This is a genomic window from Blastococcus sp. SYSU DS0669, from assembly GCF_054050895.1.
In genome coordinates, this window is sequence record NZ_JBJHAE010000015.1 from 84,627 (window position 1) to 99,962 (window position 15,336).

Sequence of the window (15,336 nt, forward strand, 5' to 3'; positions counted from 1 at the left end):
GCGCCGGGCAGAATGGCCTCCCGTGTCTGGCGCCAACGATCCCTACGACCCCAAGCAGGTCGCCGCCCTCTCGCCCGAGGCCCTCGACGAGGCGGTCCGCGCCGCGCTCGGGGCCTTCGCGGCGGCCGCGGACCTGGAGGCGCTGGCCGCCGCCCGCCCGGCTCACCTCGGCGACCGCGCCCCGGTGCTGCTGGCCCGGCGCGAGCTGGGCGCGCTGCCCCCGGCGGCCCGCAGCGACGCCGGCAAGCGGGTGAACGCCGCGCGCGTCGCCGTCACCGAGGCCTACGACGCCCGCCGGGCCGAGCTGGAGGCCGAGCGCGACGCCCGGGTGCTGGCCGAGGAGCGGGTCGACGTCACCCTGCCGTGGGACCGCACCCCGCGCGGCGCCCGGCACCCGCTGACCACGCTCATCGACCGGATCGCCGACATCTTCGTGGGCATGGGCTACGAGGTCGCCGACGGGCCGGAGCTCGAGGCGGAGTGGCTGAACTTCGACGCGCTCAACTTCGGCCCGGACCACCCGGCCCGGTGGCTCTCGGACACGTTCTTCGTCGCGCCCGAGGACTCCGGCCTGGTGCTGCGCACCCACACCAGCCCGGTGCAGGCGCGCACGATGCTGGAGCGGCAGCCGCCGATCTACGTCGTCGCCCCGGGGCGGGTCTACCGCACCGACGAGCTCGACGCGACGCACCTGCCGGTCTTCCACCAGGTCGAGGGCCTCGCCGTCGACAGGGGGCTGACCATGGCGCACCTGCGCGGCACCCTGGACCACCTCGCCCGCCAGCTGTTCGGCCCGGACGCCCGCACCCGGTGGCGGCCGCACTTCTTCCCCTTCACCGAGCCGTCGGCGGAGTTCGACGTCTGGTTCCCCGAGCACCGCGACGGCCCGCAGTGGGTCGAGTGGGGCGGCTGCGGGATGGTCAACCCGCGGGTGCTGCGCGCCTGCGGCGTCGACCCGGACGTCTACACCGGCTTCGCCTTCGGCATGGGCATCGAGCGGGCGCTGCAGTTCCGGTCGGCCGTCTCGGACATGCACGACATCGCGGAAGCCGACGTCCGTTTCACCAGCGTCTTCGGAGTTGAGCAGTGAAGGTCCCCGTCAGCTGGCTGTCCGAGCTCGTCGACCTGCCGGCCGGCATTCCGGTCGAGGAGCTCGACGCCGCCTTCGTGCGGCTCGGCTTCGAGGTGGAGGACGTCGTCCGCCCGCCGGTGACCACCGGTCCGCTCGTGGTCGGCCGGGTGCTGGACATCGAGGAGCTGACCGGCTTCAAGAAGCCGATCCGCTACACGCAGGTGGAGGTCGGGGAGGCGGAACCGCGCGGCATCGTCTGCGGCGCGCAGAACTTCGCCGTCGGGGACCTGGTGGTGGCCGCGCTGCCCGGTGCGGTGCTCCCCGGCGACTTCGCCATCGCCGCGCGGAAGACCTACGACCACGTCTCCGACGGGATGATCTGCTCGGTCCGCGAGCTCGGCATCGGCGAGGACCACGCCGGCATCCTGGTGCTGGGCCAGGGCGGCTACGTGCCGGGCACCCCGGCCGCCGACGTCCTCGGCCTGGACGACGTCGTCTTCGACCTCGAGGTGACGCCGGACCGCGGCTACGCGATGTCGATGCGCGGGGTCGCCCGCGACCTCGCCGGCGTCCTCGGCGTGACCTGGCGCGACCCGGCCGACCTGCCGCTGCCGGACTGGGCGGGGGCGCCCGCGTGGGAGGTCACCGTCGCCGACCCCGACCGCTGCGACCGCTTCTCCATGCTCGCCGTGGAGGACCTCGACCCGGCCGCGCCCAGCCCCTGGGCGCTGCGCCGCCGGCTCGCCCAGTGCGGCATCCGGAGCATCTCGCTGGCCGTCGACGTCACCAACTACGTGATGCTCGAGCTCGGGCAGCCCATGCACGCCTTCGACCGGGCCACCGTCACCGGGCCGATCACGGTGCGCCGGGCGACGGCGGGGGAGCGGCTGACCACCCTGGACGGCGCCGACCGCGCGCTGACCGGCGACGACCTGCTCATCACCGACGAGTCGGGTCCGATCGGCCTGGCGGGGGTCATGGGCGGCGCCTCCACCGAGATCGGCGGGACCACCAGCGCGGTGCTGCTGGAGGCCGCGCACTGGGAGCCCACCGGCATCTCCCGCGGCGTCCGGCGGCACCGGCTGCCCAGCGAGGCCGGCAAGCGCTTCGAGCGCGGTACCGACCCCGAGGTCACCGTCGTCGCCCTCGCCCGGGCCGCCGCGCTGCTCGCCGAGCACGGCGGTGCGCGCGTCGTCGGGGCGCCGGTCGACGTCGACGCCCGCGGGCCGCGCGCACCCATCGCGCTGGACGCCGGGCTCCCCGGCCGGATCGCCGGCGTCCCCTACACCCGGTCCCAGGTGCTCGAGGTGCTGACGGCCATCGGCGCCGAGGTGGACGGCGACGGCGACGAGCTGCGCGTGACCCCGGCGTCCTGGCGCGGCGACCTGCTCGAGCCGGCCGACCTCGTCGAGGAGGTCGTGCGTTTCCGCGGCTTCGACGAGATCCCCTCGATCCTGCCCACGGCGCCCCCGGGCGGCGGGCTGACCGAGCGCCAGCGCCGCCGGCGCAGCATCGGCCGCGCGCTGGCCGACGCCGGCTACGTGGAGGCCCCGGCCTTCCCCTTCCTGGGGACGGCGCAGCTCGACGCGCTCGGCCTGCCCGAGGACGACGAGCGCCGCCGGGTGCTCACCGTGCGCAACCCGCTGTCGGAGGAGGCCCCGGCGCTGCGCACCACGCTGCTGCCCGGCCTGCTCGCCGCGCTGGGCCGCAACCTCTCCCGCGGCCTCCGCGACGTCGCGCTCTTCGAGCACGGCTCGGTCTTCCCGGGCGGGGAGCGCGCGTCCGCGCCGCTGCCGGGCGCCGACCGCCGTCCCGACGACGCCACCCTCGCCGCGCTGCTGGGCGCAGTGCCGGCGCAGCCGTGGCACGTCGCCGTGGCGCTCACCGGCCAGCGCGAGCCGCGCGGCTGGTGGGGGCCGGGCCGGCCGGCGGAGTGGGCCGACGCCGTCCAGGCCGCCCGCCTGGTGGCCGCGGCCGCCGGGGCCGAGCTCACCGTGGAGCAGGCCGAGCGGGCCCCGTGGCACCCCGGGCGGTGCGCCGCCCTGCTGGTCGGCGACCGGGTCATCGGGTACGCGGGCGAGCTGCACCCCAAGGTCTGCGAGGTGCTCGGCCTCCCCGCCCGCACCGCGGTGATGGAGCTGGACGCCGACGCGCTGCCCGAGCCCACCGTGCCGCAGGCGCCGGCGATCTCGACCTACCCGCCGGTGCGCATGGACCTCGCGCTGCTCGTGCCGCAGGACCAGCCCGAGGACCGGGTGCGCCGGGCGCTGCACGGCGGCGCCGGCGCGCTGCTGGAGGATCTGCGGCTCTTCGACGTCTACACCGGCAGCTCGGTGCCCGACGGGCAGAAGTCGCTGGCGTACTCGCTCACCTTCCGTGCTCCGGACCGCACGCTGACGAGCGAGGAGGCCCGGGTCGCGTTCGATGCAGCGGTGGCCGCGGCCGCCGCGACCGGGGCGCAGCTCCGTGCCTGACGAAGGACCCCGTCCTCCCCGCCCTTCGCAGGCTCAGGGCGGGTCCCTGGACGGGGCCGCGCTGTCGGGTGCGGTTGCCCTGGTCACCGGTGCCTCCACCGGCATCGGGCGGCACCTCGCCGAGGGGCTGGCCCGCCGGGGGATGGCCGTGGCCGGGCTGGCCCGCGGCGGGGAGCGGCTGCGCGCGGCGATGGCCGAGGTCGCCGAGGCCACCGGGGCCCGCACGCTGGCCGTCGCGGCCGACGTCACCGACCAGGCGTCGGTCGAGGCGGCGGTGGGCGAGGTGCGCCAGCAACTCGGGCCGGTCGACCTGCTGGTCAACAACGCGGGCCTGATCGACGAGGCCGAGGTGCCGCTGTGGGAGGCCGACCCCGATCAGTGGTGGGACGTCGTCACCAGCCACCTGCGGGGCAGCTTCCTGCTCAGCCGGGCGGTCGTCCCGTGGATGCTGCTGCGCAACCGCGGCCGGGTGGTGAACCTGGCCAGCGGGATGAGCACCCGCGCCAACCCCGACTACTCCGCCTACTCGGTGGCCAAGACCGGGCTGATGCGGATCACCGAGTCGCTGGCGCTCTCGCTCGAGGGCTCCGACGTCCGGGCCTTCGACGTCGCACCCGGCGTCGTCGACACGCCGATGACCCGGTCGATGCGCATGTGGCAGGGCTTCAGCGACTGGACGCCGCCGGAGAGGGTCGTCGAGATCGTCGCGGCGATCGCGGCCGGGGAGCTCGACCCGTGGTCCGGCCGCTTCCTGCGCGCCGGCGCCGACGACCTGCAGACCCTGCGCTCGGTGACCCCTGAGGGCACCGCCCGGCAGTTGCGCCTGCGCCCCTACGGCGACAGCGACCCGCTCGCCTGACCCCGTCCCGCCGCCGGGCGGTCAGGCGACCGTCGCGAACAGCGGGCCGGCCCCGGCGATGTCGACCAGCCGGCGCACCGCCGCCGAGGGGCGCCGCAGCTCCGGTAGCCGGCCCGAGCGCCGGGTCACCTCGGTCTCGCGGACCACCAGCCGCAGCCCCCGGGCGTCCAGGAAGGTCGTCCCCGAGACGTCGACCGCTACCGGCGCGTGCCCCGGGCTCCGGCGCACCGCGTCCCAGATCGCGACGACGGTGCTGTCCACCTCACCGCGCAGCCGCAGCACCGGGCCGGACTCCTCGTCCACCAGGTCGATGTCCCCCAGCGGCAGGACGGCGGCGCTCGCATCGACGACGTGCACGTGGACCCCTCTCCCGCCGGCGACCATCGCCGGACAGGAGCAACTGTGCCTCCGGGTGCTGACAGAACCGCGCACGGTGACTGTCAGGTACCTGTGAGTGGGTCAGGCGCCGATCCCCGACCTGACCGTGTAGAGCTCGGGGAAGAAGGTGAGGTCCAGCGCGCGCCGGAGGAAGTCCACCCCCGAGCTGCCGCCGGTACCCGTGGTGAAGCCGATGGTCCGCTGCACGGTGCGCAGGTGCCGGAACCGCCAGAGCTGCACGCCGTCCTCCAGGTCGACGAGGTCCTCGCAGGTGGCGTACTCCGCCCAGTGCGCCTCGGTGTCGCCGTAGATCCGCCGGTACACCGGGAGGAGCGCCGGGCGCTCGGTCCACGGCTCGCGGACGTCGCGGGAGAGGATCTCCTCCGGGACGGCGTGCCCCCGGCGCGCCAGGAACCGCAGGAAGGCGTCGTAGACCGTGGGGGAGTCCAGCAGCTCGGCGAGCATCTCGCGGGCGGCCGGCTCGGCGGCGAAGACGGCGAGCATGCGCTCGTTCTTGTTGCCGAGGAGGAACTCCACGGCGCGGTACTGGTAGGACTGGAAGCCCGAGGAGCTGCCCAGCACGCCCCGGAACTGGGCGTACTCGCTCGGGGTCAGGGTCGCCAGCACCGACCACTGCTCGGTGATCGTGCGCAGGATGTGCTTGACCCGTGCCAGCCCCTTTCGTGCGTGCTGCACGTCGTCGCGGTCGAGGTCCGCGCGGACCGCGCGCAGTTCGTGCAGCGCCAGCTTGAGCCACAGCTCGGTGGTCTGGTGCTGGATGATGAACAGCGGCTCGTCGTGGTGGTCGCTGATCGGGCGCTGCACCGACAGCAGCGTGTCCAACCCCAGGTAGCCCCCGTAGCTCATCCGCGTGCTGAAGTCGGTCTGCACGCCCTCCTCGAGCGGCCGGATACCGCCCTCCGTGGTCATCACGCCGCTCCTCACCCGAGCCGGTGCGCCCGTCGCGCTCCCCGCTAGTCCTACCGCACGACCGCCCCGGTGGTCCGGTCCGCGTCGGTCCCGGATGAACGTTCATGCATGGTGATGTATGGTCATGCATCGTGAGCACGCAGACGTGGACGGTCGGGGTCACCGGCGCCACCGGGTACGCGGGAGGCGAGGTGTGCCGGCTGCTGGCCGGGCACCCGAACCTCCGGCTGGCCGGGGTGCACGCCAACTCGAGCGCCGGCCGACGCCTCGGTGAGCTGCAGCCCCACCTGCTCCCGTTCGCCGACCTGGTGGTCCAGCCCAGCGACGCGGCGAGCCTGGCCGGCTACGACGTCGTCGTCCTGGCGTTGCCGCACGGCGAGTCCGCCGCGATCGCCGACCAGCTGCCCGCCGAGACCCTCGTCATCGACTGCGGCGCCGACCACCGGCTCAACGACCCCGCCGCCTGGGCGCGCTGGTACGGCGGCGTGCACGCCGGCACCTGGCCCTACGGCCTCCCCGAGCTCCCCGGCCAGCGGGAGCGGCTGGCCGGCGCGACGCGGGTCGCCGTCCCCGGTTGCTACCCGACCTCGGTCACCCTCGCGATGGCCCCGGCGCTCGCCGCCGGCCTGGTCGAGCCCGACGTCGTCGTCGTGGCCGCCAGCGGGACCAGCGGCGCCGGGAAGTCGCCCAAGCCGCACCTGCTCGGCAGCGAGGTCATGGGCGCGGCGAGCGTCTACGGCGTCGGAGGGGTGCACCGGCACACGCCGGAGATGATCCAGGGCCTGACGCAGGCCGCCGGTGCGCCGGTGGGCGTCAGCTTCACCCCGACCCTCGTGCCGATGAGCCGGGGGATCCTCGCCACCTGCTCCGCGCCGCTGGCGCCGGGGGTCGACGCCGCAGCCGCCCGCGCCGCCTACGCGCAGGCCTACGCCGACGAGCCGTTCGTGCACCTGCTGCCCGAGGGCCTGTGGCCCACCACCGCCCAGGTGCTCGGCGCCAACACCGTCGCGCTGCAGCTAGCCGTCGACGCCGACGCGAACCGGCTCGTCGTCGTCGCCGCCGTCGACAACCTCACCAAGGGCACCGGGGGAGCGGCGGTCCAGTGCGCCAACCTCGCCCTCGGCCTGCCCGAGACCACCGGTCTCCCGCTCGTAGGAGTCGCGCCGTGACCACCACCGCACCGAAGGGCTTCTCCGCGGCGGGCGTCGCGGCCGGGCTGAAATCCAGCGGCAACCCCGACGTCGCCGTCGTCCTCAACACCGGCCCCGACGACGCCGCCGCCGCCGTCTTCACCACCAACCGCTTCCCCGCGGCGCCGGTGCAGTGGAGCCGCCAGGTGCTCGCCGGCCAGCGGGCGCGCGCGGTCGTCCTCAACTCCGGCGGCGCCAACGCCTGCACCGGCCCCGAGGGCTTCCAGGACACCCACGCCACCGCGGAGCACGCCGCGGCCCGCCTCGACATCGGCGCGATCGACGTCGTCGTCGCGAGCACCGGCCTGATCGGCGTCCGGCTGCCCATGGAGAAGCTGACCGCCGGCGTCACCGCCGCCGTGGAGGCGCTCTCCGAGGAGGGCGGCGACGACGCGGCACGGGCGATCATGACCACCGACAGCGTGCCGAAGACGACGGCGCAGCATCGGGACGGGTGGACCGTCGGCGGCATGGCCAAGGGCGCCGGCATGCTCGCCCCGAGCCTGGCCACCATGCTCGTCGTCCTCACCACCGACGCCGCCGCCGACCCCGACGTCCTGCAGCGGGCGCTGAAGGCCGCCACGGCGGTCAGCTTCGAGCGGGTCGACTCCGACGGGTGCCTCTCCACCAACGACACGGTGATCGTGCTGGCCAACGGCGCGAGCGGGGTCACCCCGACCGAGGACGAGCTCACCGAGGCGCTCACCGCAGCCGCGACGGACCTGGCGATGCAGCTGCTCGCCGACGCCGAGGGCTCCACCAAGGACATCGCGATCACCGTGCGCAACGCCGCCACCGTCGACGACGCGCTCACCGCCGGGCGGGCCTGCGCCCGCAACAACCTGCTCAAGACGGCGCTGTTCGGCAACGACCCCAACTGGGGGCGGGTGCTGGCCGCGATCGGCACCACCGACGCCGCCTTCGAGGCCGACCGGGTCGACGTGACCATCAACGGCGTCACCGTCTGCCGCGGCGGCTCGATCGGCGACCCGCGCGAGGGCGTCGACCTCACCGGCCGGGAGATCACCATCGACGTCGACCTCCGGGCCGGCGCCGAGCAGGCCACCATCTGGACCAACGACCTGTCCATCGCCTACGTGCACGAGAACTCGGCCTACTCCACATGAGCCAGCAGGACCCCACCCCGCCCGACGTCCGCATCGACGAGCCGGCGCCGCCGACGAAGCTGCCCCGCCGGGTCGGCACCAGCCGGGTCATGCGCACGCACGACCCCGAGGGCGACGCCGCCAAGGTCGCCGTCCTCACCGGGGCGCTGCCCTGGCTCAAGGAGTTCCACGGCAAGGTCGTCGTCATCAAGTACGGCGGGCACGCCATGGTCGACGACGAGTGCCGCCGCGCCTTCGCCGACGACATGGTGTTCCTGCGGACGTGCGGCATCCTCCCCGTCGTCGTCCACGGCGGCGGCCCGCAGATCACCGAGATGCTCACCCGCCTGGGGATCGCCAGCGAGTTCCGCGGTGGGCTGCGGGTGACCACGCCGGAGACGATCGACGTCGTCCGCATGGTGCTGACCGGGCAGGTCGGCCCGGACATCGTCGGGCTGATCAACCAGCACGGCCCGATGGCGGTGCACCTCTCCGGTGAGGACGGCGGGCTGTTCACCGCCCGGCGGACCACCGCGGTCGTCGACGGGGAACCGGTCGACATCGGGCTGGTCGGCGACGTCGCGGCCGTCGACACCACCCCGGTCACCGCGCTGCTGGAGGCCGGCCACATCCCGGTGGTGGCGAGCGTCGCCCCGGACGCCGACGGCGTCGTGCACAACGTCAACGCCGACACCGCGGCCGCCGCGCTCGCCGCCGCGCTGGGCGCGGTGAAGCTGGTCGTGCTCACCGACGTCGAGGGCCTCTACGCCGACTGGCCGGACCGCGGCTCGCTGGTGCAGCAGATCGACGCCCGCGAGCTCGCCGAGCTCCTGCCCACGCTGGACGCCGGGATGATCCCGAAGATGGCCGCCTGCCTGCGGGCGGTCGAGGGCGGGGTGAAGCGGGCGACCGTGGTCGACGGCCGCACCCCGCACGCCCTTCTCCTGGAGACGTTCACCACCGAGGGCACCGGGACGATGGTCGTCCCGGCGAGGGACCAGAAGGAGGGCACAGCATGACGACGCACACCGAGGAGCTGGCCCGCCGCTGGTCGGCCGTGATGATGACGAACTACAAGACCCCGCCGGTCGCCCTTGCCTCCGGCAGCGGCGCCGCCGTCACGGACGTCGACGGGCGGGAGTACACCGACCTGCTCGGCGGCATCGCGACGACGATCCTGGGCCACGCCCACCCCCGGGTCGTGGAGGCGATCACCACGCAGGCGGCGAGGCTGGGCCACGTCTCCAATTTGGCGATGCACGAGCCGGGCATCCTGCTGGCCGAGCGGTTGCTGGAGCTGGCCGGGCGGCCCGGGCGGGTCTTCTTCTGCAACTCCGGCGCCGAGGCCAACGAGGCGGCGTTCAAGCTGAGCCGGCTCACCGGCCGCCCGGGCGTCGTCACCGCCGAGGGCGCCTTCCACGGCCGGACGATGGGCGCGCTCGCGCTCACCGGCCAGCCGTCCAAGGCCGCGCCCTTCGCGCCGCTGCCCGGCGGGGTCTCCTACGTCCCCTACGGCGACGCCGGGGCCCTGCGCTCGGCGGTCACCGGCGAGACGGCCATGGTGCTGCTCGAGCCGATGCTGGGGGAGGGCGGCGTGCTGCCGGCGCCGCCCGGCTACCTCACCGCGGCGGCCGACGCCGCCGAGGGCGCGGGCGCGCTGTTCGCCGTCGACGAGGTGCAGACGGGCATCGGGCGGACCGGCTCGTGGTTCGCCCACCAGGCCGACGGGCTGCACCCCGACGTCATCACGCTGGCCAAGGCGCTCGGCGGCGGGCTGCCGATCGGCGCGATGCTCGCCTTCGGCGACGCCGCGGAACTGCTCACGGCGGGCTCGCACGGCTCCACGTTCGGCGGGAACCCCATCGCCGCCGCCGCGGCGCTCGCCGTCCTCGACACCATCCGGGACGAGGGGCTGCTCGAGCGCGCCAAGGAGCTCGAGCACCGGTTCACCGCCGGCATCGAGGCCCTCGGCCACGCCGGCATCCGCGGCGTCCGGGGGAGGGGCGCGCTGCTCGGCGTCGTCCTCACCGCCGACGTCGCCGCCGCCCTGGAGGCGAACCTCCGCGCGGCGGGCTTCCTGACCAACGCGGTCGCCCCGGACGTCCTCCGCCTCGCCCCGCCGCTGGTCCTCACCGACGCGCAGGTGGACGCCTTCGTGGCGGCGTTGCCCGCCGCCCTCGACACCGCTCTCCAGGAGAACCACCAGTGATCCGGCACTTCCTCAAGGACGACGACCTGACCCCGGCGGAGCAGGCCGAGGTGCTCGCCCTGGCCGCATCCCTCAAGGCCTCGCGGCACACCGGGGACGCCCCCGTCCCGCTGCGCGCCGCCAACGGGGTGCCCCGGGCGGTGGCGGTGCTGTTCGACAAGCCTTCCACCCGCACGCGGGTGTCGTTCTCCGTCGGCGTCGCCGAGCTCGGCGGCTACCCGCTGGTCATCGACGCGGCCGGCAGCCAGCTCGGGCGCGGGGAGCCGATCGAGGACACCACCCGGGTGCTGGACCGGCAGGCCGCCGCGATCGTGTGGCGCACCTCCGGCCAGGAGCGCATCGAGGCGATGGCGTCGGTGAGCCGGGTCCCGGTGGTCAACGCGCTGACCGACGAGTACCACCCCTGCCAGATCCTGGCCGACCTGCAGACGGTGATCGAGCGCAAGGGCTCGCTGGCCGGCCGGTCCATGACCTACCTCGGCGACGGCGCCAACAACATGGCGCACTCCTACCTGCTCGGCGGCGCCACCGCCGGCATGCACGTGCGGATCGCGTCGCCGGAGTCCTTCCGGCCCGACCCGGCGGTGCTCGAGCGCGCGGCGGCGATCGCGGCGGAGACCGGGGGCTCGGTGGCGTGGACCCCCGACGCCGCGGCCGCCGCCGACGGCGCCGACGTCCTGGTCACCGACACGTGGGTGTCGATGGGCCAGGAGGACCAGTACGAGGCCCGCGTCGCCCCGTTCCTGCCCTACGCGGTGGACGAGGCGGCGCTCGCCCGCGCCGCCGACGACGCCGTCGTCCTGCACTGCCTGCCGGCCTACCGCGGCAAGGAGATCGCCGCCGAGGTGATCGACGGGCCGCAGAGCGCGGTCTGGGACGAGGCGGAGAACCGCCTGCACGCCCAGAAGGCCCTCCTCGTCTGGCTCCTGGAACGCTCGTGACGGGTGCCCTGACCCGCTCGGCGCGCCAGGCCCGCATCCGCGAGCTGATCGAAGCACGGGCGATCACCTCCCAGACCCAGCTGGCGGTGCTGCTGGCCGAGTCGGGGATCGAGGTCACCCAGGCCACCCTCTCGCGGGACCTCGAGGAGCTCGGCGCGGTGAAGATGCGCGGCTCCGACGGCGCGCCGGCCTCCTACGTGCTGCCGCCGGAGAACGCGCCGCTGCGCCCGGCGCAGGCCGCGCCGGCCCGGCTGACCCGGCTGCTCGCCGACCTGCTCACCGGCGCGGAGGGCAGCGCCAACCTGGCGGTGCTGCGCACCCCGCCGGGCGCCGCGCAGTTCCTGGCGTCGGCCCTGGACAAGGTGGGGCTCCCCGACGTGCTCGGCACGATCGCCGGCGACGACACTCTCCTGGTGGTGTCCCGCGCTCCCGACGGCGGACCCGCGCTCGCGGAGCGGCTGCGGGCCATGGCCGCCCGCACCCCCGCCGTCTACCCCGAGCTGCACAGCGACCTGGCCGACGACCCCTCCGGAGGAACCGCCCCGTGACCGACCCGACCGCCCCCGCGACCCACACCCGGCTCTGGGGCGGGCGCTTCGGCGGCGGCCCGTCCCCGGCGATGGCCGCCCTCTCCAAATCGACGCACTTCGACTGGAAGCTCGCCCCCTTCGACCTGGCCGGTTCCCGGGCGCACGCCCGGGTGCTGCACCGCGCCGGGCTGCTCGCCGACGAGGAGCTGGAGCAGATGCTCGGCGCGCTGCGGGAGCTGTCGGACGAGGTCGCCGCCGGCACCTTCGTCGCCGTCGAGTCCGACGAGGACGTGCACGAGGCGCTCGAGCGCGGGCTCACCGAGAAGCTGGGAGCCCTCGGCGGCAAGCTGCGCGCCGGCCGCAGCCGCAACGACCAGATCGCCACCGACCTGCGGCTCTACCTGCGGCACACGGTGCGCGCGCTGGTCGGGGAGCTGTCGTCGCTGGAGTACGCGCTGGTCGGCCTGGCCGAGCGCTACCAGGACGTCGCCGCGCCCGGCATGACCCACCTGCAGCACGCCCAGCCGGTGCTCTTCGCCCACCAGCTGCTCGCCCACGCGCACGCCTTCGCCCGAGACGTCGACCGGCTGCGGGACTGGGACCGGCGGGCGGCCGTGAGCCCCTACGGCTCCGGCGCGCTGGCCGGCTCCTCGCTGCCGCTGGACCCCGACGCCGTCGCCGCCGAGCTCGGCTTCGACCGCGCGTCCGACAACTCCATCGACGGCGTGAGCGACCGCGACTTCGCCGCGGAGTTCTGCTTCGCCGCCGCGCTCATCGGCGTCCACCTCTCCCGGCTCGGCGAGGAGGTCGTGCTCTGGACGTCGACCGAGTTCGGCTGGGCCCGCCTCGACGACGCGTGGGCGACCGGGTCGTCGATCATGCCGCAGAAGAAGAACCCCGACATCGCCGAGCTCGCCCGCGGCAAGTCCGGCCGTTTCGTCGGCAACCTGACCGGCCTGCTCACCATGCTCAAGGGGCTGCCGCTGGCCTACGACCGCGATCTGCAGGAGGACAAGGAGCCGGTCTTCGACTCCATGGAGCAGCTGCTCCTCCTGCTGCCGGCGGTCACCGGGATGGTCGCGACCCTCACCCTGCGCCCCGAGGTGCTGGAGGCTGCCGCGCCGCAGGGCTTCGCGCTGGCCACCGACGTCGCGGAGTGGCTGGTCCGGCAGGGGGTGCCGTTCCGGTCGGCGCACGAGATCAGCGGCGCGATGGTCGCGTTCTGCGAAGAGGCGGGTCTCGAGCTCGACCAGCTGGACGACGAGCAGCTCGCCGGCATCGACCCGCGGCTCACCCCCGACGTGCGCTCGGTGCTGTCGGTGCCGGGGGCGCTGGCGGCGCGGTCGGCGCGGGGCGGCACGGCGCCGGAACGGGTCGCGGGGCAGCTCGTGCAGCTGGCCGAGGCGGCGCGGCAGCACGCCGGGTGGGCGGTGTCCTCGCCCGTGGCCGCGGCCCTCTGAGCGTGCCGTCGTCGGAGCCGGGGCCGCTGGTGCGGGCCGAGGAGCTGCTCGGCCTGGTCGACGAGGTCGCGCCGTCCCTGCTCGGCTGCTGGGTGGTCACCGACCGGCCGGAGGGCACCGTGGCGCTGCGGCTCACCGAGGTCGAGGCCTACTCCGGGTCGGGCGTCGACCCGGCGGCGCACTCGCACCGCGGTCCGACGCCCCGGGCGGCGATCATGTTCGGCCCGCCGGGGCGGCTCTACGTGTACTTCTCCTACGGGGTGCACTGGTGCGCCAACGTCGTCGTCGGGCACGAGGGCGAGGGCTCGGCGGTGCTCCTGCGCGCCGGCGAGGTCGTGGTGGGGGAGGAGCTGGCGCGCGCCCGCCGTCCGGTCGCGCGGACCCCGCGCGACCTGGCCGGTGGGCCGGCGCGGCTGACCCAGGCCCTCGCCGTCGGGCGCCCGGATCTCGGCACCGACCTGCTCGACCCGGCCTCCCCGGTGCGCCTGCACCGGGGAACCCCGCCGGCCGAGGTGTCGGCCGGACCCCGCGTCGGCATCAGCGTCGCCACGGAGCTGCCCTGGCGGTTCTGGGAGACCGGCGCGCCGTCGGTGAGCGCCTTCCGGGCGGGCGGCAGACCGCGGCGCGGACGCGCCGGGCAGGATGGACCCCTGTGACCACGCCTGCCGCCCACGGAGTCATCGACGAGCTGCACCGCCGCGGGTTGATCGCCCAGAGCACGGACGAGGCCGCGCTGCGCGCCCATCTCGCCGAGGGGCCGGTCACCTACTACTGCGGCTTCGACCCGACGGCGGAGAGCCTGCACGTCGGGCACCTCGTGCAGTTCATGGTGCTGCGGGCCCTGCAGCGGGCGGGGCACCGGCCGGTGGTCCTGGTCGGTGGCGCGACGGGTCTCATCGGTGACCCGCGCCCGTCGGCGGAGCGGCAGCTGAACGACCCTGCTGTCGTCGCCGGGTGGGTGGAGAGCATCCGCCGGCAGGTGGCGCCGTTCCTGGACCTGCCGGCCGAGCGCGACGGGCTGGTTCCACCGGTCTACGTGGACAACCTCGACTGGACCGGCGAGCTCTCGGCCATCGACTTCCTGCGGGGGCTCGGCAAGCACTTCCGGGTGGGGCGGATGCTCGCCAAGGAGGCGGTCTCGGCCCGGCTGAACTCCGAGGCGGGCATCAGCTACACCGAGTTCAGCTACCAGATCCTGCAGGCCAACGACTTCCTGGAGCTGCACCGGCGCCACGGCGTCACCCTGCAGACCGGCGGCTCGGACCAGTGGGGCAACCTCACCGCCGGCATCGACCTGGTCCGCCGTGTCGAGGGGACCGGGGTGCACGCCCTGTCGACGCCCCTGGTGACCAAGGCCGACGGCACCAAGTTCGGCAAGAGCGAGGGCGGGACCGTCTGGCTCGACCCGTCGCTGACGTCCCCCTACGCGTTCTTCCAGTTCTGGCTCAACGCCGACGACGCCGACGCCCGCACGTGGCTGCCGCTGTTCTCCGAGCGCCCGGCCGACGAGCTAGAGGTGCTGATCACCGAGAGCCTCGAGCGGCCGGCGGCCCGCACCGCCCAGCGCGCGCTCGCCGAGGAGCTGACCCTGCTCGTGCACGGCCCCGACCAGCTCCGGCAGGCCGAGGCCGCGGGACGTGCGCTCTTCGGCCGGGAGGACCTGCGCTCGCTGGACGAGGCGACCCTCGCCGCGGCGCTCACCGAGGCCGGGAGCATCACCGTCGACGGCGACCCGCCGACCGTGGCCCAGCTGCTCCAGCAGACCGGGCTCGTGGGCTCCCTGTCGGAGGCGCGACGCGCGGTGAAGGAGGGCGGGGCCTATCTCAACAACGAGCGGGTGGCGGACGCCGACGCCCGCCCGGGGGAGGACGCCTGGCTCCCCGGTGGCTGGCTCGTCCTGCGCCGCGGACGCCGCTCGATCGCCGGCGTGCACCGGGCCGGCTGAGCCCTCCCGGGCCCTGTGAACGCCCGGCGACGGGCGTGTGACGGCAGCGTGTCGGGCGTCACGGACCACGGGTTTGACACGGCCTGCGGGGGCACGTAACTTTCTTTCTGCGCCGCGCGGCCCGGGAGGGCCGCCGGACCAGCCCCCCGCTAGACGGGCTGCTGGAAACCGGCGTAGAGTGGGACCTCCAGCCAGGGACGAAGCCCGGAAGGGTCGAGTTTCTGCGCGTCCGCTCCTTGAGA

General features: G+C 75.0%; 14 protein-coding genes. 12 read left to right on the forward strand and 2 right to left on the reverse strand.

Translation table 11 applies throughout. From position 1 onward, the window contains the following. The first annotated feature begins 22 nt into the window (after positions 1 to 22). From pheS to ACI792_RS15130, 3 genes are read left to right on the forward strand one after another with little or no spacing between them, the layout of a single operon-like run. Positions 23 to 1,090 carry a phenylalanine--tRNA ligase subunit alpha gene (gene pheS / locus ACI792_RS15120; RefSeq protein ID WP_456603309.1) on the forward strand — a complete coding sequence of 356 codons (1,068 nt, stop codon included), beginning with the start codon at positions 23 to 25 and terminating at the stop codon, positions 1,088 to 1,090. Next, the gene (gene pheT / locus ACI792_RS15125) at positions 1,087 to 3,546 is read left to right on the forward strand and encodes a phenylalanine--tRNA ligase subunit beta (protein WP_456603310.1); all 2,460 of its coding nucleotides are present in this window, start codon (positions 1,087 to 1,089) and stop codon (positions 3,544 to 3,546) included. The genes pheS and pheT overlap by 4 nt, the downstream gene beginning before the upstream one ends. After that, positions 3,539 to 4,405: an SDR family NAD(P)-dependent oxidoreductase gene (locus ACI792_RS15130; protein WP_456603311.1), complete on the forward strand. Its 867-nt coding sequence runs from the start codon at positions 3,539 to 3,541 to the stop codon at positions 4,403 to 4,405. The genes pheT and ACI792_RS15130 overlap by 8 nt, the downstream gene beginning before the upstream one ends. Before the next feature lie 21 nt (positions 4,406 to 4,426). Here ACI792_RS15130 and ACI792_RS15135 read toward each other — a convergent pair whose 3' ends face one another. Together ACI792_RS15135 and ACI792_RS15140 are read right to left on the reverse strand one after the other, a co-directional pair. Then, positions 4,427 to 4,762, reverse strand: a complete 336-nt coding sequence (locus ACI792_RS15135) for an STAS domain-containing protein (RefSeq protein WP_456603312.1) — start codon at positions 4,760 to 4,762, stop codon at positions 4,427 to 4,429. Between the two features lie 102 nt (positions 4,763 to 4,864). After that, positions 4,865 to 5,713: a tryptophan 2,3-dioxygenase gene (locus ACI792_RS15140; RefSeq protein ID WP_456603313.1), complete on the reverse strand. Its 849-nt coding sequence runs from the start codon at positions 5,711 to 5,713 to the stop codon at positions 4,865 to 4,867. A gap of 131 nt (positions 5,714 to 5,844) precedes the next feature. On the opposite strand from ACI792_RS15140, the gene argC reads away from it, so the two are divergent. The 9 genes from argC to tyrS are packed head-to-tail and all read left to right on the forward strand — an operon-like array spanning position 5,845 to position 15,094. Continuing rightward, positions 5,845 to 6,882: an N-acetyl-gamma-glutamyl-phosphate reductase gene (gene argC, locus ACI792_RS15145; protein WP_456603314.1), complete on the forward strand. Its 1,038-nt coding sequence runs from the start codon at positions 5,845 to 5,847 to the stop codon at positions 6,880 to 6,882. Further along, positions 6,879 to 8,030 (forward strand): bifunctional glutamate N-acetyltransferase/amino-acid acetyltransferase ArgJ, encoded by a 1,152-nt coding sequence (gene argJ / locus ACI792_RS15150; protein ID WP_456603315.1) that lies wholly within the window; start codon positions 6,879 to 6,881, stop codon positions 8,028 to 8,030. Before argC ends, argJ begins: the two co-directional genes overlap by 4 nt. Continuing rightward, positions 8,027 to 9,028 (forward strand): acetylglutamate kinase, encoded by a 1,002-nt coding sequence (gene argB, locus ACI792_RS15155; protein ID WP_456603316.1) that lies wholly within the window; start codon positions 8,027 to 8,029, stop codon positions 9,026 to 9,028. The genes argJ and argB overlap by 4 nt, the downstream gene beginning before the upstream one ends. Continuing rightward, positions 9,025 to 10,218, forward strand: a complete 1,194-nt coding sequence (locus ACI792_RS15160; RefSeq protein ID WP_456603317.1) for an acetylornithine transaminase — start codon at positions 9,025 to 9,027, stop codon at positions 10,216 to 10,218. The genes argB and ACI792_RS15160 overlap by 4 nt, the downstream gene beginning before the upstream one ends. Continuing rightward, positions 10,215 to 11,159 (forward strand): ornithine carbamoyltransferase, encoded by a 945-nt coding sequence (argF, locus tag ACI792_RS15165; RefSeq protein WP_456603318.1) that lies wholly within the window; start codon positions 10,215 to 10,217, stop codon positions 11,157 to 11,159. The genes ACI792_RS15160 and argF overlap by 4 nt, the downstream gene beginning before the upstream one ends. Further along, positions 11,156 to 11,707, forward strand: a complete 552-nt coding sequence (locus tag ACI792_RS15170) for an arginine repressor (RefSeq protein WP_456603319.1) — start codon at positions 11,156 to 11,158, stop codon at positions 11,705 to 11,707. Before argF ends, ACI792_RS15170 begins: the two co-directional genes overlap by 4 nt. Next, positions 11,704 to 13,149, forward strand: coding sequence for an argininosuccinate lyase (argH, locus tag ACI792_RS15175; protein WP_456603320.1), 1,446 nt, complete (start codon positions 11,704 to 11,706; stop codon positions 13,147 to 13,149). The genes ACI792_RS15170 and argH overlap by 4 nt, the downstream gene beginning before the upstream one ends. A 2-nt stretch (positions 13,150 to 13,151) precedes the next feature. Then, complete coding sequence (locus ACI792_RS15180) at positions 13,152 to 13,805, forward strand: DNA-3-methyladenine glycosylase (protein ID WP_456603321.1); 654 nt, start codon at positions 13,152 to 13,154, stop codon at positions 13,803 to 13,805. After that, positions 13,802 to 15,094 (forward strand): tyrosine--tRNA ligase, encoded by a 1,293-nt coding sequence (tyrS, locus tag ACI792_RS15185; RefSeq protein WP_456603322.1) that lies wholly within the window; start codon positions 13,802 to 13,804, stop codon positions 15,092 to 15,094. Before ACI792_RS15180 ends, tyrS begins: the two co-directional genes overlap by 4 nt. Positions 15,095 to 15,336 lie beyond the last annotated feature (242 nt).

Excerpts from the sequence above, each read along its gene's own strand:
- ACI792_RS15140 (WP_456603313.1), bottom strand. The coding sequence starts at position 5,713 with ATGACCACGGAGGGCGGTATCCGGCCGCTCGAGGAGGGCGTGCAGACC.
- argB (WP_456603316.1), top strand. The coding sequence starts at position 8,027 with ATGAGCCAGCAGGACCCCACCCCGCCCGACGTCCGCATCGACGAGCCG.
- ACI792_RS15160 (WP_456603317.1), top strand. The coding sequence starts at position 9,025 with ATGACGACGCACACCGAGGAGCTGGCCCGCCGCTGGTCGGCCGTGATG.